22 protein-coding genes are annotated in these 20,900 nt (G+C 59.1%); all 22 read left to right on the forward strand.

Going from position 1 to position 20,900, the window contains the following annotated elements; all coding sequences use genetic code 11:
• The first annotated feature begins 308 nt into the window (after positions 1 to 308).
• Positions 309 to 965, forward strand: coding sequence for a hypothetical protein (locus ACQZ5N_RS22225; protein ID WP_448734127.1), 657 nt, complete (start codon positions 309 to 311; stop codon positions 963 to 965).
• Positions 962 to 2,269, forward strand: a complete 1,308-nt coding sequence (locus ACQZ5N_RS22230) for a MotB family protein (RefSeq protein WP_448734128.1) — start codon at positions 962 to 964, stop codon at positions 2,267 to 2,269. Before ACQZ5N_RS22225 ends, ACQZ5N_RS22230 begins: the two co-directional genes overlap by 4 nt.
• Entirely contained in the window at positions 2,266 to 3,543 is a 1,278-nt protein-coding gene (gene motC / locus ACQZ5N_RS22235) for a chemotaxis protein MotC (RefSeq protein ID WP_448734129.1), read from the forward strand. Before ACQZ5N_RS22230 ends, motC begins: the two co-directional genes overlap by 4 nt.
• The gene (gene fliK, locus ACQZ5N_RS22240; protein ID WP_448734130.1) at positions 3,540 to 4,901 is read left to right on the forward strand and encodes a flagellar hook-length control protein FliK; all 1,362 of its coding nucleotides are present in this window, start codon (positions 3,540 to 3,542) and stop codon (positions 4,899 to 4,901) included. The genes motC and fliK overlap by 4 nt, the downstream gene beginning before the upstream one ends.
• On the forward strand, positions 4,849 to 5,415 hold the full coding sequence (locus ACQZ5N_RS22245; protein WP_448734131.1) for a lytic transglycosylase domain-containing protein: 567 nt from the start codon (positions 4,849 to 4,851) through the stop codon (positions 5,413 to 5,415). Before fliK ends, ACQZ5N_RS22245 begins: the two co-directional genes overlap by 53 nt.
• A 282-nt stretch (positions 5,416 to 5,697) precedes the next feature.
• Entirely contained in the window at positions 5,698 to 6,369 is a 672-nt protein-coding gene (locus tag ACQZ5N_RS22250) for a response regulator transcription factor (RefSeq protein ID WP_004432529.1), read from the forward strand.
• Positions 6,370 to 6,474: 105 nt separating this feature from the next.
• Positions 6,475 to 7,755, forward strand: coding sequence for a flagellar hook protein FlgE (locus ACQZ5N_RS22255; protein ID WP_080852683.1), 1,281 nt, complete (start codon positions 6,475 to 6,477; stop codon positions 7,753 to 7,755).
• Positions 7,756 to 7,777: 22 nt separating this feature from the next.
• Positions 7,778 to 9,256, forward strand: coding sequence for a flagellar hook-associated protein FlgK (gene flgK / locus ACQZ5N_RS22260; RefSeq protein WP_004432533.1), 1,479 nt, complete (start codon positions 7,778 to 7,780; stop codon positions 9,254 to 9,256).
• Between the two features lie 3 nt (positions 9,257 to 9,259).
• A complete protein-coding gene (locus tag ACQZ5N_RS22265; protein WP_004432535.1) occupies positions 9,260 to 10,363 on the forward strand; it encodes a flagellar hook-associated family protein in 1,104 nt (367 codons plus the stop codon).
• 34 nt (positions 10,364 to 10,397) lie between these two features.
• Positions 10,398 to 10,742, forward strand: coding sequence for a flagellar biosynthesis regulator FlaF (gene flaF / locus ACQZ5N_RS22270; RefSeq protein ID WP_004432537.1), 345 nt, complete (start codon positions 10,398 to 10,400; stop codon positions 10,740 to 10,742).
• Positions 10,739 to 11,188: a flagellar biosynthesis repressor FlbT gene (flbT, locus tag ACQZ5N_RS22275; protein WP_004432543.1), complete on the forward strand. Its 450-nt coding sequence runs from the start codon at positions 10,739 to 10,741 to the stop codon at positions 11,186 to 11,188. The genes flaF and flbT overlap by 4 nt, the downstream gene beginning before the upstream one ends.
• Positions 11,179 to 11,649 (forward strand): flagellar hook assembly protein FlgD, encoded by a 471-nt coding sequence (gene flgD, locus ACQZ5N_RS22280; protein ID WP_020812913.1) that lies wholly within the window; start codon positions 11,179 to 11,181, stop codon positions 11,647 to 11,649. Before flbT ends, flgD begins: the two co-directional genes overlap by 10 nt.
• A gap of 48 nt (positions 11,650 to 11,697) precedes the next feature.
• Positions 11,698 to 11,964 (forward strand): flagellar biosynthesis protein FliQ, encoded by a 267-nt coding sequence (fliQ, locus tag ACQZ5N_RS22285; protein ID WP_003503352.1) that lies wholly within the window; start codon positions 11,698 to 11,700, stop codon positions 11,962 to 11,964.
• A gap of 157 nt (positions 11,965 to 12,121) precedes the next feature.
• Entirely contained in the window at positions 12,122 to 14,209 is a 2,088-nt protein-coding gene (gene flhA, locus ACQZ5N_RS22290; RefSeq protein WP_004432552.1) for a flagellar biosynthesis protein FlhA, read from the forward strand.
• A complete protein-coding gene (gene fliR / locus ACQZ5N_RS22295; protein ID WP_020812910.1) occupies positions 14,206 to 14,961 on the forward strand; it encodes a flagellar biosynthetic protein FliR in 756 nt (251 codons plus the stop codon). The genes flhA and fliR overlap by 4 nt, the downstream gene beginning before the upstream one ends.
• Before the next feature lie 14 nt (positions 14,962 to 14,975).
• Positions 14,976 to 15,395 (forward strand): hypothetical protein, encoded by a 420-nt coding sequence (locus ACQZ5N_RS22300; RefSeq protein ID WP_004432556.1) that lies wholly within the window; start codon positions 14,976 to 14,978, stop codon positions 15,393 to 15,395.
• Positions 15,396 to 15,510: 115 nt separating this feature from the next.
• Positions 15,511 to 16,068, forward strand: a complete 558-nt coding sequence (locus ACQZ5N_RS22305) for a rod-binding protein (protein WP_448734132.1) — start codon at positions 15,511 to 15,513, stop codon at positions 16,066 to 16,068.
• A gap of 29 nt (positions 16,069 to 16,097) precedes the next feature.
• A complete protein-coding gene (locus tag ACQZ5N_RS22310) occupies positions 16,098 to 16,466 on the forward strand; it encodes a hypothetical protein (protein ID WP_026363659.1) in 369 nt (122 codons plus the stop codon).
• Positions 16,466 to 16,999 (forward strand): flagellar basal body-associated FliL family protein, encoded by a 534-nt coding sequence (locus ACQZ5N_RS22315; RefSeq protein ID WP_080852680.1) that lies wholly within the window; start codon positions 16,466 to 16,468, stop codon positions 16,997 to 16,999. Before ACQZ5N_RS22310 ends, ACQZ5N_RS22315 begins: the two co-directional genes overlap by 1 nt.
• Before the next feature lie 203 nt (positions 17,000 to 17,202).
• Positions 17,203 to 17,877, forward strand: coding sequence for a WecB/TagA/CpsF family glycosyltransferase (locus tag ACQZ5N_RS22320; RefSeq protein WP_269830465.1), 675 nt, complete (start codon positions 17,203 to 17,205; stop codon positions 17,875 to 17,877).
• A 114-nt stretch (positions 17,878 to 17,991) separates the two neighbouring features.
• Complete coding sequence (locus tag ACQZ5N_RS22325; protein WP_448734133.1) at positions 17,992 to 19,767, forward strand: hypothetical protein; 1,776 nt, start codon at positions 17,992 to 17,994, stop codon at positions 19,765 to 19,767.
• A 77-nt stretch (positions 19,768 to 19,844) separates the two neighbouring features.
• Positions 19,845 to 20,744, forward strand: coding sequence for a bifunctional methylenetetrahydrofolate dehydrogenase/methenyltetrahydrofolate cyclohydrolase FolD (gene folD / locus ACQZ5N_RS22330; RefSeq protein ID WP_448734134.1), 900 nt, complete (start codon positions 19,845 to 19,847; stop codon positions 20,742 to 20,744).
• Positions 20,745 to 20,900 lie beyond the last annotated feature (156 nt).

The following is a 20,900-nucleotide window of genomic DNA, read 5'->3' on the forward strand; positions in this document are numbered from 1 at the left end:
CTGGCCGGCGTGGGCGCGCGGGGATGAAAGGGCGCAGGCTTCCTGATCGAGCCCGCCTTCATCCTCGCACAAGTTTGAACACCTAACGTCGGGTCAATATGGGGCGGATCGCATGGCGTGATCCGGCCGGGAAACGTGGAAGAGACGGGCAGGGTAGCAAGGATGACGGTGGTGCCGCCAAACGGCTTAGAGCATTTCCAGGAAAAGTGGACCCCGGTTTTCCGTCCGGAAATGCGGCGAGGCTTTTGCGATTCGCGCGGGCAACGAAACATGTCTGGCCCCTTTCTCCTGTTTTGCCGGGGGCAGGCATGAGCGCGTCCATTGCACGGTTTCTCAAGGACTTCGGTGAAGCGCAACCGCAACCGGCGGCGCAGGCCTTCGGCGACCCGTTGGCCGATACAGATTTCCTGTCCGGTTTTGCCGATGGCGCTTCCGGTTTCGACGAATTTGCTTCCGTCGATGTGGAGAGCGAGAAACAGGCGGCCTATGACCGCGGCCGCGAAGATGCTACCCGCGAGATTACCGAGAAGATGCAGGCGGAGCGGGAAGAGCTGATCGCTGCCCATGCGGCCGAGCTGGAGACCCTGCGTTCGGGTCATCTCGAAGAAATCGCGGCCTCCCTGTCCCATGGTCTGCGCGAGGGTATCGACGCGATTGCGGCCAATCTCAGCGAACAGACGGCCAATATCCTTGCTCCGCTCCTGACGGAAAAGCTGTCGCTCAAGGCGGTCTCGGCGCTGGCGGATGTGGTGCGTAGCGCCATGCCGGATGGCGAAGGGGTCACGCTTGTCGTGAAAGGCCCGAAAGATTTGTTCGAGCGGCTGAAGACCCAGCCGGGCTTTGAAGAAGAAACGATGAAATTTACCGAGACCACCGATATCGATCTTTCCGTCGAGTTGGGTGAAAGCGTGTTCGTGACGCGCATGTCCGCCTGGGCGTCCAGTCTTCGCAAGGTGATGAAATGAGTGAAGGCGAAAATCACCACCACGGTAAAAACGAGATCATCATCGTCAAGCGCCACAAGGGCGGTCATGACGGCGCCCATGGCGGTGCGTGGAAAATCGCCTATGCCGACTTCATGACGGCGATGATGGCGTTCTTCCTCGTCATGTGGCTGGTCAATGCCGCCAATGAGGAAACCAAAGCCTCGGTCGCCAGCTACTTTAACCCGATCAAGCTGTCCGATGAGAAACCCTCGTCCAAGGGGCTGGAAAAGCCGGTGGATAAGGAAGAGGGCGTCCAGAAGAAGGACCAGTCCAACATCCAGGCGGAAAAGGTTACCAAAGGCTCGGCCGCGGCGACGGGCGAAGACCTGACCTCGCAGACCGGTGAGCAGTCGAACTTCTCCGAAGCGGACTTTTTCGAAAATCCCTATTCCGTGCTGGCGGAAATCGCCCAGCAGGTGGGCCAGCAGGCCAATGTCAGCGCCAAGGGTGAGGGCGGTGCCGCCGATTCCGGCCCGGCGACGGGCGCTAGCGGCGGTGAAGCCTATCGCGATCCGTTCGATCCCGATTTCTGGACCCAGCAGGTGAAAATCACCCGCGCCGATCAGCCGCAGAAACCGGTTGAACAGCAGCAACTCGCCGAGAGCACACAGGAGGATGCGGCCGAAAACGCTCAGGCGGTCGCGCTCAAGTCGTCCGAGACACCGGCCGACAAGGCGGAAGACGGCAAACCGATGGAAGTCGCCGCCGTTGTGCCGCAGCAGCGCCCGGATGCGGCCGAGCAGGCAGCGCTCGCACAGCCAAAGCCGGACGAGCCGCGACAGGCGAGCGATGCACAGCAAAAGGCCAGCGATGCCGACTGGGAGAAGGCCGACACGCTGCGCGAGGAGATCGAGAAGCAGATATCCGGTATTACCGGCAAGCTTTCCGAAGGTCTGGTGGTGACGCCGGCCGAAGGCGGATTGCTGCTCACCATTTCCGACCAGACGGAAACGCCGATGTTCAATATCGGATCGGCCGTTCCCCGGCGTGAAATGGTTCTGGCCATGGAAAAAATCGGCAAACTGCTTCAGGAGCGCGGTGGCAGCGTGGTGATACGCGGCCATACCGACGGACGGCAGTTCAAGGGCGAGGCCAATGACAACTGGCGGCTTTCCATGGATCGCGCTCACAGCGCCTATTACATGCTGGTGCGCGGCGGCCTTTCGGAAGAGCGGGTAAAGCAGGTCTCGGGTTTTGCGGACCGCAGATTGCAGGTGCCGGCGGACCCTCTGGCGGACGCCAACCGCCGCATCGAAATTCTGCTTGAGGCCGATCGGGGGTGAGTGTGACGAAAACCTCGAAACGCTGGCTTCTTCTTGCGGCGACGCTTTGCGGTCTCGGCTCCGAGCCGGGCAGGGCGTTTTCGCAGTCGCAAGACAATCTCATGCCCTATGCCATGCTGCGCTCCCTGCAATTCGTGCAGGATTCGGTCGCCATGGGCGACCATTCCGCTTCGGAAATGCAGCGATTTCTACTCCAGACCATCGATGAGCGGCTGAAGAGCGCGCCTTCGGCGATCTTCAAGGATCCGCGCAATGTCGATGCGGCGCTTATCTATGCGATGAGCGGCGGCAATCCGGCCACGCTGGAACTGCTGGTCGCGCGCGATGTGGATGGCAATTTCGACAGCCGCGTTGCCGATATCCTGCGCAAATACCTCTCCGGCAAGGGAACGCTTGTCGCGCAGAGCATTGCGGCCATGGTGCCGGAATATCGCGGCAAGCGGATCGGCGCTTATCTGGCGCTGATCGGCGGCAATGTGACGATCCCGCGCGATCCGCTGGCGGCGCTTGGTTTTTACGATATCGCCCGGCTCGAAGCGCCGGGCACCATCGTCGAGGAGGCGGCATTGCGCCGTTCGCTCGCCATCGCGGTCGAGGATGGCGATGCGGCACGCGGCGTCGATTATGCGCAGCGTTATGCGCGGCGGTTCCTGCATTCGCCCTATGCCAGCCAGTTCGCGGACCTTCTGGTCTCGCTGGTGGTCAAGCGCGCCGATTCTATCGGGGAGGAGGCGATACAGGAAACCTTCGCCATGATGGATACCGAGAGGCAGAAGGAAGCCTATCTTCGGCTTTCCCGCCTCGCGGCGATCAGCGGCAAGGATTCGCTGGCGCGCATGGCGGCTTTGAAGGCGAAGGCGCTGTCTCCTGCGCTGCCGGGTGAGCCGGAAGTACAGGCAAATCTCTATGAAAGCCTTTCCAACATCGGCACGCCCGATGTGGTGAGCGCAATCGAGACAATAGGGCAAATTCCCGAAGCGCAGCTTTCGGATCGGGACAGGGCCTTGCGGGAGGCGGCAAGGGCGATTGCCGAGCAGGTGGTTCGTCCTCCTTCCCCGCAGTCCGGTGTCGAGGCCGACACTGCGGCCACGAAGGACACCGGGCGGAATGCGCCCGAACACGAAGCGAACGCTGCCGATGCAAGAAGCATATGGCGGGTCGAAATCCAGAAGGCTGACGATGAGGGCGACAACGTGCGGCAACTCGTGACGAGCGGTCGCAGCAAGCTCGATGAAATCGACAGCCTGTTGAAGAAAGGCGAGGGGGCACCATGATCGACGCAACCATCAACGCGATAGTGAATGCGCCGCCATCCGATCCGCGCGCTGGCAGCGCCAGCGTCAGGGACGACGCCAAGGGCGGCAGTTTCGGCGATGCCCTTTCCACGGTTCGGGACGAGCGCCCGCCGCAGGCGCTGCATTCGCGGCATCAGCAGGACGAGAACCCGGCCGAAGAACAGCAGGCGCAGCCCGATGGCGAGGCGGAAAAGATGGATGTCCCGGTCAAGCGGCCCGCAACATTTCTCAATGTGATCGTCAACGAGCATGCCGGCGAAGGTCGTGCCCAGGAGACGGTGGCCGAGTTTCAGAGCGCCGTGAAAACGGCCCGCACCGCGCCTGAAAACGGCAAGCCCGGCAAGAAGCTCAAGGACGACGCCGACAAGGACGCCGAGGTGACGGACGATACGATCGATCCGAAGCTGGCGGAACTGCAGCTGGTGACGGCCAATGCCGCCGATATGGCGACGGCCAAGACACCGCTTGAGGAAATTGCCCAGGCGATTGCCGGCAAGGCCGACCCGGTGAAATTAGACCGTGCTGAACCTGTCCGGGGCAAGGTCGAGCATTCGGACAAGGACATGCCGACAGGGATCGCACCAGCCGGTAATGAGGCGGGCTCGGCTTCGGAAAACGAGGGGGATGCCTCGGCATTCCGTTTTTCGTCTCCGCGCTCAGGCGCGGCGCGGGCTCTGGATATGAGCACCGTTCAGCGTGAAGGCCGTGTCGAGTTCGATGCACGCGAAAGCACCGGCAAGGCGGCCGACACCATAACGGTTCTCGATTCGCGGCGGTTCATCGGCCTGGCGCCCTCGACCAACGCTTCGGCCCTGACCGGCCTGATCGTCAACGATCCGGAATGGGTGAGCGCCATGCAGCCCGGTTCGTCGCTCTCCAATGCGGCGGCCCAGAGCAGCACCGGCAAGGTCGTCCATACGCTGAAGCTGCACATGACGCCGATTGAGCTTGGATCGGTGACAATGTCGCTGCGTCTTGCCGGTGACGAGCTTGCCGTTCACATGACGGTGGAGAGTGTTGCGGCCTATAAAAAGCTCCAGGAAGACAGCAAGAGCATCCTCGATGGTCTCAAGGCGCAGGGTCTGACGGTCGATAACATCACCATCAGCATCGCTTCTTCCGACAAGAGTGACCAAACGGGCACACAAGGCAACAATCAGCAAAATCAGCAGGCGCAGCAGCAGGGTCAGCAGGCCGCCGCCGGGCGCAACCGTGACGAGTCCGGAGCACGGGGCGGCCGGCAAGGCAATGGCGATAATTTGGGGGTGCATAATGAAGGCATGGATGGCGTTTCTGGCTCTGCCCGCTCTTCTGCTGACAATGGCGTCTACCTCTGAGAATGCGTCCGCTTCGGCAACGTCAGGTGTCTGTGAAAGAGAGATCCAGTCGGCGGCACGCAAATATGGCGTGCCGGAGGGAATTCTCTATTCGGTGGGGCTGACCGAAACGGGCCGCAAGGGGCGTCTCGACCCCAACGCCATGAATATCGAGGGAAAACCGGTATTTGCCTCCTCCACGGAGGAGGCTTTGACCACTTTTGACGCGGCGAAGCGCAACGGCGCCAAGCTGATCGACCTCGGATGCATGCAGATAAATCATTATTTCCATGGCGAAAACTTCGCATCCGCGCGGGAAATGTTCGATCCGCGCCGCAATGTGGAATATGCCGCCATGTTCCTGCGCAACCTTCACAACAGGCATGAAACCTGGACCATGGCGGTCGCCCGCTATCATGCCGGCCCCAACAATGACTCGGCGCAGAAGAAATATGTCTGCCGTGTCATCGCCAATCTGGTGGCGACGGGCTACGGGAAATGGACCGCCAACGCGAAAAATTTCTGCGACGGATGACAACCTGAAATTGCTTTCAGGCGCCGCAGGACTCGTATTTTGAAATGTGGCGATAGATTGATCGAAAAAAGGCATTTCAAGCGGTTTTTTCGGAATTTTGAAATTTCTACACAAAAATTTTGTGCCATATATGGTTAATACCCACTATATATAGATCAAATCGGCACAAAATGGTTAATCAATTATTAATATCTATCGATGATTTCCTACAGTTGTCCCTGAATCGCCCGATTCGTACCAATGCCACATTGGAAAACACCACACTGATTCGGAGGCGGACGAATGATCGTAGTGGTTGATGAGCGCGAGCTCGTTAAAGACGGCTATACATCTCTATTTGGGCGTGAGGGCATTCCCTCGACCGGGTTCGATCCGGTCGAATTCGGGGAGTGGGTCTCGACGGCGGCGGAAAGCGATCTTGCGGCTGTGGAAGCCTTCCTGATCGGCCAGGGCGACCGGAGCTTTTCTTTGCCGAAGGCGATCAGGGATCGCACGACGGCCCCGGTGATCGCGGTCAGCGACCAGCCCTCGCTGGAATCGACGCTGGCGCTTTTCGACAGCGGCGTCGACGACGTCGTGCGCAAGCCGGTACACCCCCGTGAAATCCTTGCACGTGCGGCGGCGATCCGTCGCCGATTGCAGGTTATCTCGAACTTCACCGATGCTGGACCGATCCGGGTTTTCTCCGATGGCCGCGACCCGGAAGTGGGTGGTGAAGTGTTCCCCCTGCCGCGCCGTGAGCGCCGCATCCTCGAATATTTGATCGCCAATCGCGGACGCCGCGTTTCCAAGGCGCAGATTTTCAATGCCATCTACGGCATCTTCGATGACGACGTCGAAGAAAACGTCGTCGAAAGCCACATCAGCAAGCTGCGCAAGAAGCTGCGCAAGAAGCTTGGCTACGATCCGGTCGATTCCAAACGTTTCCTCGGCTACAGCATTGATTGGCAATGATTTTCATTGACCCGCGTGGTCTTTTTCAAACGCGGTATTTCCGACAGCTTCACGCAAGCCAAACGCTTTACCTTCTCCCTGAAAGATGACCACGAGGGTTTTTGAATGAGTATTTTCGGCACTATGCGAACCGGTGTGTCCGGCATGAATGCACAGGCGAACAAGCTGGGGACCGTGGGCGACAACATCGCCAACGCAAGCACCACCGGCTACAAGCGCGCATCGACGTCGTTCTCCTCGCTCGTTCTGCCCTCCTCTTCGGGCAGCTACGCGTCCGGCGGCGTACAGTCCAACGTTCGCTACAGCATTTCGGAGCAGGGCAACCTCTCCTACACCACCTCCAGCACCGACCTCGCCATTCAGGGCAACGGCTTCTTCGTGGTTCAGGACGGTGCAGGCACGCCCTACCTCACCCGCGCCGGCTCTTTCGTGAAGAACTCGGAAGGGTATCTGGAAAACGCGGCTGGCTTCCAGCTGATGGGTTATCCCTACGGTTCCAACCCGCCGGCGGCTGTCGTCAACGGCTTCACGGGTCTTGAAGCCATCAACGTCAATAATTTCGGCCTGACGGCATCGCCCTCCACGCAGGGCAGCTTCCCGGCCAATCTTAACCGTGACGATACGGCTGTGGCGGCGGCATCGCTTCCAAGCACCAACTCCGCAACTGCGACGTTCGGTAACAAGACCTCGCTTACGGCATTCGATAGCGGTGGCGCTAAGGTGCTTTACGATTTCTACTATACCAAGACCGGCGACAATACCTGGGAAGTAGCGGTTTATCGTCAGGATCAGTCGACGAATGGCGGTTTCCCCTATACGGCTACGCCAGCATCGGACCTTGTTCAGGAAAGTGTCACTCTGACATTCGATCCTGCGACCAACAAGCTCACCACCACTTCGGATAATTCGATTACGATCAACGATCAGGTCAGCGGCGTGGCGCAGGCGATCAACATCGACCTGTCTGAAATGACGCAGTTCTCGACCAAGTTCACGCCTGGCACTGCAGTTCTGGACGGCAATGGCCCGAGCCAGATCAAGGATGTGGAAATCGGCAAGGATGGCGTGGTAACGGCGGTCTATCAGGATGGCGGTCGCCGTAACATTTACCAGCTGGCGTTGGCCACGGTGCCGAGCGTCGACAATCTCAGCCCGCAGAACGGTAACGTCTATCTGCCGAGCAACGAGTCGGGTGTCGTCACCATCGGCTTCCCGCAGTCGGGCAGCTTCGGTTACATCCAGAAGGGTGCGCTGGAAGGCTCGAACGTCGATATCGCCAGCGAACTCACCGACATGATTGAATCCCAGCGTATCTACACAGCGAATTCGAAAGTCTTCCAGACTGGATCGGATTTGATGGACGTCCTGATCAATCTGAAGAGATAATACTTCTCACGAGGACAGATGAATGTCGCTCACGTCAGCAATGAATACTGCGCAGTCGATTTTCAATAATACAGGTAAGCAGACGGACGTTACCTCCAAGAACATTGCCAATGTCGGCAATGCTAACTACGTCAAGCGAACCGCCATTCTCGGCACGACCATGGCTGGAGCGAGTATCGTCTCCAACGGCCGTGCCCAGAATGAAAGTCTTCTCAGGCAGACGATTTCCAGCTCTTCTCTCGCTTCCGGCCAGAGCACGGTTCTGACCGGCCTTGAGGAAATGAAGAGCATTTTCGGCGGCAACGATTATGAGAGTTCGCCGGCCACCTATATGAAGGAACTGCTGAAGAGCCTGGACGCTTACGCCGCCAAGCCGAGCGATGCCGCTCTGGCCGCAACGGCCGTCACCTCGGCTACCGATGTCGCCAGTTCCCTGAACAAGGCCTCGAGCGAATTGCAGGCGATGCGTCTGCGCGCCGACAAGGAAATCGCCCTTCAGGTCGACAAGCTGAACGGGCTGCTTGCGAAGTTCGAGGAAGCCAATAACGAGGTCAAGGCGCAGACGGCGATCGGCGGCGATCCAAGCGATGCTCTCGATCAGCGCGAGACGCTTCTGAAGGATATTTCCTCCATCATCGGCATCAATGTCGTCAATCGTCCCAACAACGATGTGGCGCTTTATACGACGGATGGCGCGACGCTGTTCGAAATCGTGCCGCGCAGCGTCACCTTCAAGACGCAGCCGGGCTTTGATGCGACGACCACGGGCAACGCAATCTATGTCGATGGCGTAGCGCTGAAGGCAGGAAGCGGCAGCAACACGACGTCTGAGGGGTCGCTTCAGGGCCTGATGCAGGTTCGTGACGATCTGGCGCCGACGATGCAGAGCCAGCTCGACGAAATCGCCCGCGGCCTCATCACCATGTTTGCGGAAAAGCCGGCCGACGCGACCAGCGGCCTGCCGGATATGCCGGGTCTCTTCACCTATGGCTCGCCGGCGGCGACGACCATTCCGGCAGACGGGATTGTCTCTCCCGGGCTCGCAGCCAGCATTACCGTCAACCCGGCGTTAATTATTTCCAAAGGTGGCAATCCGGAATTGTTGCGTGACGGCGGTATCAACGGTACCGATTACGTGATCAATACCGCAGCGTCGGGGGGAACCGGTTTCTCCGAGCTGATCCGCAGCTATGTTACTGCTTTTGACGCGCCCATGAATTTTGCCGCGTCGACACGTATCGATACGAATACCAGCATCCTGAAATACGGCACCAACTCGATGGGGTGGCTCGAACAGGAACGTTCCGGCGCGACTTCTGCGAACGAAGCGAAAAGCGCGCTTTATGAGCGCTCCGCCACGTCCTATTCGAACAATACGGCGGTCAGCCTGGACGAGGAACTGTCGCTGCTCATGGATATCGAGCAATCCTACAAGGCCGCGACCAAACTGGTGACGACCGTTGACGAAATGCTCAAGTCCCTGATGGACATGGTGAGGTAAACGATGAAAACGTCATTCATTTCATCGCTGGCGATGCAGAACAGCATGCGCAGCACCATCCTCAAGGCTCAGCTCGAGATGACCAATCTCAATACCGAGCTGACGACGGGCAAGCATGCCGATCTCGGCGTGACGCTGGGCGCCAACACCGCCCGCAGCCTCGATCTCAATCGCGATATCGACCGCATTACCTCGCTGGTCAGCGTCAATTCGATTGCAACGCAACGCCTCAAATCCTCGCAGACGGCGCTGGACGGCATGGCGCAGGCCGCACAGGAAATTCAGAAGGTTCTTGTGCCCAATACCAGCAGCGAAGCGCCGACGCTGACGACAGTTGCCAAAACCATTTCGAATGCCTTCAACAATTTCACCAGCTTCGCCAATACGGCGGTCAATGGCGAATTTCTGTTCTCCGGCATCAATACGGATGTGAAGCCCGTCGATGACTATTTCGCTGAAGGGTCTACCCTGAAGGAAGCCTATGAGACCGAGCTGAACGCATTCATGGCGGCGCAGACGCCGGCGGTTGGCGACATCACCGGCCTGTCCAAGACCCAGGCCGAAGCCTTCATGACCCATATTGAAGGTGTGTTCAACGGCACCACGACGGTAACGAACCCGCCCCACAGCAGCCTGACGGCCGGCCAGAACTACGATTTCTGGACGACCTTCGGCTCCAAGGCGAGCGACACCAACATGACGAGCCGCATCAGCCAGAACGAGGTCGTGGAAACCTCCAGCAACAGCAATTCGCAGGGCATGCGTTATTTTGCACTGACGGCGATGACGGCGATGACCTTCCTCGACGAAAAGGTGGATAGCGGCGTTCGCGAAATGGTGGCAACCAAGTCGGTGACCAATATCGGCACCGCCATCAGTGGCTTGAACCAGCAGCAAAGCCAGCTCGGCCTTTCCGAAAGCCGCGTTTCGAAGGCCAATGATTCGCTGGCGGCCCAGAAGAAGATCATCGAAACGCATCTGTTGGATATTGAGGGGATCGATACCTACGAGGCGAAGACCCGCCTCGATCTGCTGCAGCAGCAGATTGAAATCGCATACAGCCTCACGTCGCGTCTGCAAAAAATGAGTCTGGTGAACTACCTCTGATGAACAGGGGTGGCGGCAGATAAAGGATACATGAATGTACCAGTTTTCCTACGCCGAAATCATGGAGGATGGTGTCGCCAACGCGAAGGATCGCGAGCGGCAGGCGTTGACAAAATCGATCGACCTTCTGGTGGAGGCAAGGGATTCCTCTTCGCAGCGCCACACGATCGAAGCGCTTTTTTACACTCGACGGGTCTGGATCCGCTTCATTGAAGATCTCAAGCAACCCGACAACCAGCTTGCCATGGAGCTCAGGGCCAATCTGATTTCCATCGCGATCTGGATATTGAAAGAGTGCGAACTGATCCGGAAACGTCAGTCGACGAATTTCCAGGGCATAATTGACGTGACAACCATCATCAGGGATGGACTGAAATGAAAAGTACACTTCGGATTTCGCTGAAATCGGGCGAAAAGATTTTTATCAACGGCGCGGTTCTGCGTGTGGATCGCAAGGTGGCGCTCGAATTCCTGAACGATGTCACATTCCTGCTTGAAAACCACGTTCTGCAGCCCGATCAGGCGACGACGCCGCTCAGACAGCTTTATTTCATCGCGCAGATGATCCTCATCAACCCGGAAGGGCGCGAACAGTCCACCAACATGTTCCGCAAGTCGGTCAGCATGCTGCTGAACTGCTTCCAGCATGACGAGGTTCTGGCGGAACTCAAGCGGATCGACGGGCTGGTTGCCTCGGGCAAGGCTTTCGAAGCGCTGAAGGCCATTCGCGGTCTCTATCCGATCGAGGAGAAAATCCTCAACAATCAGGAAATGACCCCCGCAACGATCGAACAGATTCGCAAGGAGATCGCACCATGGCGGTAGATGCAGTCACTTCGGCAGCGTCAAATCCCTGGGCCAATGCCGGGGCGAGCAGCTCCGACAGCAGCGCGGCGTCGCTGAACTACGACAGCTTCCTGAAGCTCCTCATCGCCCAGATGAAGAACCAGGATCCGACCAGCCCGATGGATGCCGGCGAGCAGATGTCGCAGCTCGCAAGCTTCTCGCAGGTCGAGCAGACCATCAAGACCAACACCCATCTGAAGAGCATGCTGCAGGCGGAAGCCCTGACGCGCGCCTCCGATCTGGTCGGCAAGACGGTCAAGAGCGCAGACGATACCGTCACCGGCGTGGTGAAGGAAGTCGAGGTCTATTCGGACGGCGTTGTCGCCATCACCGAAGCTGGTGACAAGGTGCTGCTGCAGGCCGGCGTGACCTTCTCCAACGGCCCGATTACGAGTACATCTGATAGCGGAACCGATTCGGATAGCGCGACCGGTTCCTGACATTGAAGAGGCGGCATGACGCCGCCTTTCCGGATTGAGGATGCGACGATGAACGAGGCCGATGCGCTTGACATCATGCAGGCGGCTGTCTGGACGGTTCTCGTCGCGGCCGGTCCCGCGGTTCTCGCCGCCATGATCGTCGGTGTCGTCATCGCCTTCATTCAGGCCCTGACCCAGGTTCAGGAAATGACGCTGACCTTCGTTCCCAAGATCGTTACGATCATGCTCGTGCTCGGCGTTGCCGCCCCCTTCGTGGGCGCGCAGATATCGCTCTTTTCCAATCTCGTCTTCTCCCGCATCCAGTCCGGCTTCTGACGCCGTCCGCTGCGGATGCCACCTTCGCGCAAGCTTCAGCCGCTAGGGATAGGCGGAAAGCATCGGGCCGAATTGCGTGCGCTTTTCGAAAACCGTTGTTACGGAACCGTGCGACGGCTTTTCCGTCGCCCTTCTCATGAAGAGACAGGACGAATTTATGGCGCAACCACCAGTCATCTCCTTGCCCAAGGTCAGTCCGAGCACGCGTGACATCGGTTTCGCACTGGGCATTGTGGCGATCCTCTGCGTTCTCTTCCTGCCCATTCCGGTCATGCTGGTGGATATCGGTCTGGCCTTTTCGATTGCGCTTTCAGTCCTCATTCTCATGGTGGCGCTCTGGATTCAGCGGCCGCTGGATTTCTCGTCCTTCCCGACCGTGCTGCTGATCGCGACGATGATCCGCCTGTCGCTGAACATCGCGACGACGCGCGTTATCCTTTCCCACGGCAATGAAGGGCCGACGGCGGCGGGCGGCGTGATTGCGGGCTTCTCCAGCCTCGTCATGTCCGGCGATTTCGTGATCGGTCTGATCGTCTTCCTGATCCTGATCACCGTCAACTTCATCGTCATCACCAAGGGTGCGACGCGTATCGCCGAAGTCGGCGCGCGTTTCACGCTGGACGCCATTCCCGGCAAGCAGATGTCGATCGATGCGGATTTGTCCGCCGGCATCATCGACGAAAAGGAAGCGCAGCGCCGCCGCCGCGAGCTGGAAGAGGAAAGCTCCTTCTTCGGCTCGATGGACGGCGCCTCGAAATTCGTGCGCGGCGACGCCATTGCCGGCCTCATCATTACAGCGATCAATATTTTCGGCGGCATTATCATCGGTTATTTCCGCCACGGCATGCCCATCGGCGAAGCGGCCGACGTTTTCGTCAAGCTTTCGGTCGGTGACGGTATCGTCTCGCAGATCCCGGCCCTGATCGTATCGCTGGCCGCCGGCCTTCTGGTCTCGCGCGGCGGCACCGCCGGATCGACGGACCAGGCGGTCGTCAACCAGCTCAGCGGTTATCCGCGCGCGCTGATGGTTTCGGCCATGCTGATGGGACTGCTCGCGATCATTCCGGGCCTTCCTTTCCTGCCCTTCATCTTCCTCGGCGGCATCATGGCCTTCGGCAGCTGGTATATTCCGCGCCAGGCGGAGGCCGAAAGCGCGCTGCGGCGTCAGGAAGAGGAGAACAAGGTTCTCCAGACCACCGAGGCAGAAAAGGATTCGGTCAAGCAGGTGCTGAAGACGGCCGAGATCGAACTGGCGCTCGGCAAGCAGGTGTCCACCCGCCTTCTCGGGGCGCATCAGGAACTGGCCTTCCGTGTCGGCAAGATGCGCAAGAAATTCGCGACCCAATACGGTTTCGTCGTACCCGAGATCAAGGTTTCCGACGACATCATGATCCCGGAAAAAGCCTATCAGATCCGCGTTCACGGCACGACCATCGCATCCAGCAACCTGCGCGTCGGCGACGTTCTTGTCGTGACCGGGGCAGGGCGCAAGCCGAGCATTCCCGGCGACGAAATCCGCGAACCCGCTTTCGGCATGCCCGCCGTCTCGATTCTCGAAACCTTCACCGAGGATCTGAAGCGCGAAGGCTTCCATCCGATCGACAACGTCTCCGTGGTGCTGACGCATCTGAGCGAAGTTATCCGCAACAACCTGCCGCAGCTCCTGTCCTACAAGGATGTGAAAATCCTCATCGACAGGCTCGATCCGGAATACAAGAAGCTGGCCGACGAGATTTGCTCGTCGCACATGTCCTATTCCGGCCTGCAGGCGGTGCTGAAACTGCTGCTCGCCGAGCGCGTATCGATCCGCAACCTGCATCTCATTCTCGAAGCGGTCGCCGAACTTGCGCCGCATGTGCGCAAGACGGAACAGATTGTCGAACATGTGCGGGTGCGCATGTCGCAGCAACTCTGCGGCGATCTGGCCGACAATGGTGTGTTGCGCGTCCTGCGCCTCGGCAACAAGTGGGATATGGTCTTCCATCAGGCGCTGAAGCGCGACCAGAAGGGCGAAATCGTCGAATTCGACATCGATCCCCGCCATCTCGAGGAGTTTTCCGAGCAGGCATCCAAAGTTATCCGTGAATTCATGGATCGCGGCCTGCCCTTTGTCCTTGTAACCTCGCCGGAAACGCGGTCCTATGTGCGCATGATTATCGAGCGACTCTTTGCGACCCTGCCGGTTCTTTCGCATGTGGAACTGGCCAAGGGTCTCGAGATCAAGATTCTGGGCGCCATTTCATGATAACCGACCCGCAGGGGACAATCATTGCATTGTTCCTTGCCATTTGCCGTATCGGCGCATGCTTCATGACCATGCCGGGCTTTTCAAGCTCGCGCATTTCGCCGCAGATTCGCATGCTTCTGTGCGTCGCGGTGTCCATGGCGCTTCTGCCCGTGCTGTGGGACACGATTTATCCGAAAGTTTCCGGCGCAAGCCAGGGCACGGTCGTCGGCCTCATTTTCACCGAGGTCGTCATCGGTTCGATGTATGGCCTGATCGCGCGGTTCTACACGCTCGGTTTCCAGTTCACCGGTGCGCTCATCGGGGCTTCCATCGGTCTCAGTGCGCCGGGCGGTGCAGATGTCATCGAAGACGTGCAGGAAAACCAGATATCCAACTTCATCACCTTCGGCGGTCTGCTGGTTCTGTTCATATTCGATTTCCACCACATCGTCCTCAAGGCGCTGGTGGATTCCTACACCGCCACGCCGGTCGGCGCGCTGATCAGCGGCCAGAAGATGCTGATTACGCTGACCGACACGCTCAGGGCCTCCTTTTCGATCATGCTACGGCTTGCCAGCCCCTTCGTGATTTACGGCCTGATGTTCAACGTCGCGGTCGGCCTCATCAACAAGCTCGCGCCGCAGATTCCGGTCTTCTTTATCTCGACTCCCTTCGTTCTCGCGGGTGGTCTTTTCATGCTTTACCTGTCGGTCGCGGCCCTCATCCGCCAATTCGTGGATGGTTTCGGCCCGGTCTTCATCGGCTTTTGATCGGGGGAAATGCGATGGCTTCGGACAAGCGCTCTGCCAAACTCAAGCGTCTGGTAACCGTCCAGCGGCACATGGAAAAAATGGCCGAGGTGGAACTGGCCGATACCACCCGCACACGGGCGGAAGTTGCGCAATCCATGGAGAACGTGCTGGAGGCCATGAGTTCCATGGAACCGGTGCATCAGACATTTTCCCGGCACTATTCGGACCGCTACGGCCGTCTCGTCGTCCAGGACCGCCAGCTTGAAGGCGTTCAGCAATTTCAGGAAAACAAGGTGCTGAAGGAAAAGACCAAGGCTGACCGGCTGGAGGACAGGATGCACCTTGCGCGCGATCTTGAGGACCGCGAGGCCGACGATAATGCGATCTATGATTTGTTAGAAATTACGAATGTTTCCCACACACCAGCCTCCAGCAAGGTTGGCGATCCATAGTCTGTCCCATTGTTGCATCGCGGGCGTTTTTGAGGGCGTCTCCGGCGATGTTTCTTGATTGAGCGAATGCGCCGGCTTTCTGTGCCGCCCATTCGTCAGCTCGGGAGATCTGGACGTGGCGATATCGGTGATAAGTGATCTGGTGATGGATGTGGTTCGCGCTGCGGACCCCCAGGAAGTTCAGGTCGCCCAGGAAAAACTCAAGGCGAACAAGGCGGCTTTTGCCGCAACCAGCCTTGCCGATGCCGGCAAGGGTTTTGGCGCCGCGGTCGAGATGCTGGATGGCGCCTCCTCGAAGGCTGGTCTCAGCGACACCAATATTCGCGCGGCCCGCACCGAAATCCCGGAAACATACCGCAAATATGAAGCCTCGGTTCTCCAGACCTTCGTGGCCAACATGCTGCCGAAAGACAGCGAGGAAGTTTACGGTAAGGGCAATGCCGGCGAGATCTGGAAGAGCATGATGGCCGAACAGTTTGCCGACACGATTTCCAGAAATGGCGGCGTCGGCATCGCGGAACAGGCTTACAAGGATGCGCTTCGGAAGGCTGAAAGCAAAGGCATTACCGACGTATCGATGAATGAAAAAGACAATAATGCTGCAATTCGGATGGTGGCGGAGTTCGAGCGGCAGGTCCTCGGCGTTTCCAATGAGAAAACGGACGAGGCTTGAGAATGAAAAACCTTAACGAGGAGACAAGCATGGACCTTATGTCGAACGACCACCGTATCCAATCCGTTCTCGGCCGCCTTGAGATGATCATCGACAACGAGAACGACAATATCGGTAAGGACCCCCAGTTCGACTTCAAGGTCTCCAACGCCCACAAGAGCCGTTGCCTCTATGAGCTGACGATGCTGTTCCGCGATACGCCGCGTGAGGAAATCGCCGCCGGTTACATGGAGCAGGTCAAGGGCATCAAGTCCAAGCTCGCCACCAATGCCAGCCGCGTCGAGGCGCATCTGAATGCGGTTCGCGCGGTCGCGGACCTCTTGAAGAACGCGATCCAGGAAGCCGATACGGACGGCACCTATTCGCAGGAACAGTTCATGTACGGCGCAGCCTCCTGATGTTGAAGCTTCTTCTCACTGGCGTCTGGGTTTGCGCCGTCACGCTCGGCGCGGTGTATTTCTCCGTCCAGTTGGCGACGGCGCCCGCGCCGGATGAGGCGGGGGCAAAAAAGGCCAATCTGCAACTGGTCAAGGGCGAAAGCATCACGATCCCGGTCATCAATGATGGCGGGGTGAACGGCTATTTCCTCAGCCGTATTTCGCTGCGCGTCGACAAGACCAAGATGGCGAAGATCGAGCTGCCGGCAACGCAGCTGATGACCGACGAACTGTTCACGCTGCTTGCGGGTTCTTCCATGGTCAATATATCCAATATTTCCACCTTCGATCCCGAAGCCTTCAAGCAGCGCATCCGCGAGGGGCTGAACAAGAGGCTCGATGACGAGGTGGTCGAGGATGTGCTGATCGAACAGCTCGATTACCTGTCGAAAGCCGACATCCGCGAGCAGAACGGCAATGGCACGCCCCGTTCGGTCAAGCTCGTCGAGGGCGAGAAGGCCGAAGCCGGCAAAGAAGCGGCGCCAAGCCACTGACGACCAGCAGGCGAGGGGTGTCGGCGGGATAGCGGATTGCGGAGCATCCTTCTGGTTAATTGTCTCTTGCCGTATCCCCAGGCATTCTAGAGATTGCTTTCAAGCTAAATTCAACCTGCACCTGTATAACAAACCCATGAACCACCATTCCGCAGACCATGTGTCGGATCGGTGGCGATGGGTTTGGCATTTGGGGGTTGGCAATGAGTTTCGCGTCAGGTTTTGCGCGGCCGGAATCGCAACGGAATATCCACGGACTGCGCGTCTGTGATCTCGACTGGAATGGGGCGCTGGAATTGGTCAGCGGCAGGGCGTCTGCCTGTGAAGGGCACACGATGCTGTCCTTTCTCACCATCGAGAAGGCGAAGCTTTCGCTCAAGGACAACGCCTACCGGCAGATTCTGGAAAGCTGCCTGCTTCTGCCGCAGGGCAAGGCAATGAGGACCGCCGCACGCAACGAGAATGGTGAGCCTTTGCCTGCGCCCATCGACGGCGTCGCCTTTGTGATGGCGCTTCTGACCTATATGGCCGTGCCGAAGCGTATCGGTGTGGCGGGAGATGATGCCGCGCAGATCGGCGAGGTTCTCGCCAGGTTGCGGGCGCACGCGCCCTGGCACGATTTCGTCATGCTGAACCGCGATGCATCGGGCGTTAAGGTGGATGTTCTGCTGGCGGGAATGTTGAAGGAAAACCAGGAGACATGGCTGCACCGCACCGTCAGCCGCGAGAATGCGCGGGTCACCATTGCGGTTGGCCCGCTGTTCAAGGTCCTGTCTTCGGAAGTGGCCGGCATGCCGGAAATTTTCCGCAAGCTTCACATGAGCTGGCTCTACAGCCTTTGCGCCGAACCCTGGCACATCGCGCTCGGCAAGAGCTGAGGCCGTTCTCGCAGGCCTTGCGTTAACCATTTGTTTGCCACGATCCTTTAACCTCTCGTAAGGTTTTGACAGTCGCCCGTTGCGGGCGGCACCGAGGGCGGCAGACGGCTTCAGATGGTTGATGACAATCCGGACATGATGGCGATCCGCCCTGACGAGGATAATGTCGCTGCGCCCGTATCGCAATGGCGCAGACATTGTCGGCGTCTCCTGACGTCCGGATGCATCGCCGCCGCCACCGTTGCCGGGGCTGCCCTTCCGCTTCTGCTCGTCGATTCGGGCTTTCGCGGTTATGTTTCGCAGGCCCGGATCGAGGTCTCCCAGACCGCTTACGATGCCCCCGACGCCGCCCGTTTTCTCGCGATGGCGCGTCGTACCCTGCTTTCACCCTCCGGGCTCGACCGTATAACCGCCGATCTCAAGCTGAAGTCCGCCGATGTGGTCGGCGTTCGCAATCAGGGCGAGCTTGGCCTGCTTTTCGACCTTCTGACCGGCGCGGATGCGCGTCCGCTATCCGAGCGGGAGGCGCTGAACGGTGCGGTGGGCGAAGCGATCCGGCTGGAACTGACCCCGGATGAAAATACGCTGATCGTGACCGGCAAGGCCGCAACGCCGGAAACCGCCATGCGGCTTACCGATTATCTTTCGATGCGCGTGATCGCGGATGGCAAGGCCGGCACCATGACGCCCGCCATGCGTGAGACGGAGAGGGCGCGGACAAGGCTCGATGAGGCGGAAGCGGCGCTGAACGGTTTCCAGATGCGTCACGGTGACACCGTGATGGCCGAGGCGCAGCAACTCGAACAGCAGTTGCGCGACGTAAACGACAATCTGGCGCGAACCACCCGGCAGCAATTGTCCATTCAGGCCGATCTGACGGCGGCTTCGGCGCTGAAGCCGAATGATGCCTTTGCGAAGCCTCTGCCGGCCGGCGTGGGTTTTTCGGCGCTTGAGGATATCAGGCAGAAGCATTCGACCGCCAGCATGGCGCTTGCTGCGGTTTCGGTCGATTACGGCCCGAAACACCCCCGTCGTATCGCCGCGCAGAACGCGGTGGATGCCGCACAGGCGCTTGCCGCCCCCGCATTGCGGCAATTGCTGGAAGGCCTGCGGGCGGATGAAAAGCGCATCTCTCAGGAGATCGCGACTGCCAATGGCGAGCATAAGAAATATCTCGACCGCCTGAACGAACTCGGTGTCGCCCCCGGCGAGTTCTCCAGGTTGCAGGGCGAACTGGAAACGGCGCGAAATGTCTATCTTGAGGCAAGCGAACGCCGCGACCTCTCCGCATCCGCCACGCCCGCGGTCGAAACCCGTTTGACCAAGAAGGCCGCACCCGGCGAGTTGACCCGCGATCTGACGCAGGCCGCCATGCTGGCGGGCGGCGGCGCCTTGATTGGACTGCTGGGTAGTCTTTATCTCCTGAGCTACCGTCGCCATGACGAGGAAGAGGAGGGCGCATTGTTTATCGAAGAGGGCGCGCAACTTCCATCCTCCGTCGAGTCGCCGGTCGAGTCTCTGCAGATTTCCGAGTTCGAACCGATCGAGCCGGCGGTGTTCGACGATCTGCCGGACCTTGCCGCAGAGGACAAGATTGAGCCGGAGGAAGACGGCTTTGCTGATTATTACGGCGAGGCCGTCAATGACGACGACGACATGCCGCTGGACGAGCGCGTGCGGCAGGTCCTGATGGGCAACCGCACGGTCAGGAGTGCTGATCCGGCCTCTTCCGGACTTCCACCGCTTCTGGCCGAAGCCTTGGCCGGGGACTTCGACCATGCCCAGGCCGAAGCCGAAGAACTGATGGAATTGCGACGCGAACTGGCGTTCCTGAGAGAGCGTCTTGCCGATTACACCGATCGCCGCGAAGACTACCGCAAAACAGCCTGAAAACGCCGCATTTTCGCTTGCATTCCTGCGAAGGGGGCACCATACGGAGCCTACGTAACCCAGCAGGAGCAGGACGCATGGCAGTTGTGATTGACGGGAAGGCGAAGGCGGCTTCGGTAACGGAGGCGGTCCGCAAATCGGCAGAAGCGCTTGAGGAGGAAAAGGGCGTAAAGCCCGGTCTCGCGGTTGTCATCGTCGGAAACGATCCGGCCAGCCATGCTTACGTGAACTCCAAGAGCAAGATGGCCAAGCAATGCGGTTTCAACTCCATCCAGCACACGCTGCCGGAGGAAACCACGCAGGCCGCACTCCTCAAGCTGGTCGGCGAACTGAACGCCGACGCTTCCATTCACGGCATTCTCGTGCAGCTGCCGCTTCCGAAGCACTTCAATTCCGATGAGATCATCCAGTCGATCCTGCCCGAAAAGGATGTGGATGGCTTGAGCGTACTCAATGCCGGCAAGCTCGCGACCGGCGATCTCGCCACCGGTCTCATTTCCTGCACGCCCGCCGGCGCCATGCTTCTGGTACGCGGCATTCATGGCGAAGACCTTTCCGGCCTCAACGCCGTGGTCATCGGCCGCTCAAACCTGTTCGGCAAGCCGATGGGCCAACTTCTGCTGAATGCCAATGCCACGGTGACCATGGCGCATTCCCGCACCAAGGATCTGGCTGGCATCTGCAAGACGGCGGATATTCTCGTTGCGGCGGTCGGTCGCGCGGCGATGGTGAAGGGCGATTGGGTAAAACCCGGCGCGACCGTCATCGATGTCGGCATCAACCGCATCCCCGCGCCGGAAAAAGGTGAAGGCAAGTCGAAGCTGGTCGGCGATGTCGCCTATGACGAGGCGAGCGCCGTGGCCGCCGCCATCACGCCGGTTCCCGGCGGTGTCGGCCCGATGACGATCGCCATGCTGATGGCCAACACCGTCATCGCCGCCCATCGCGCGCTGGGTCTGACCGCGCCGAAGTTTTAAGCCTGTCGCGTTCAATCGAACTACACGGCACAGCGATTTTTGTGCGCTGCGCCCTCACTTCCGTCATTCCGGGCTTGAGCCGGAATCCTGTGTATTGGATTTGTGCTATGTAGAGTGCGGGCGGAAGGCCGTCGGAATCCTGGTCGTTAGAGACCG

The organism is Agrobacterium sp. 22-221-1, assembly GCF_053522445.1.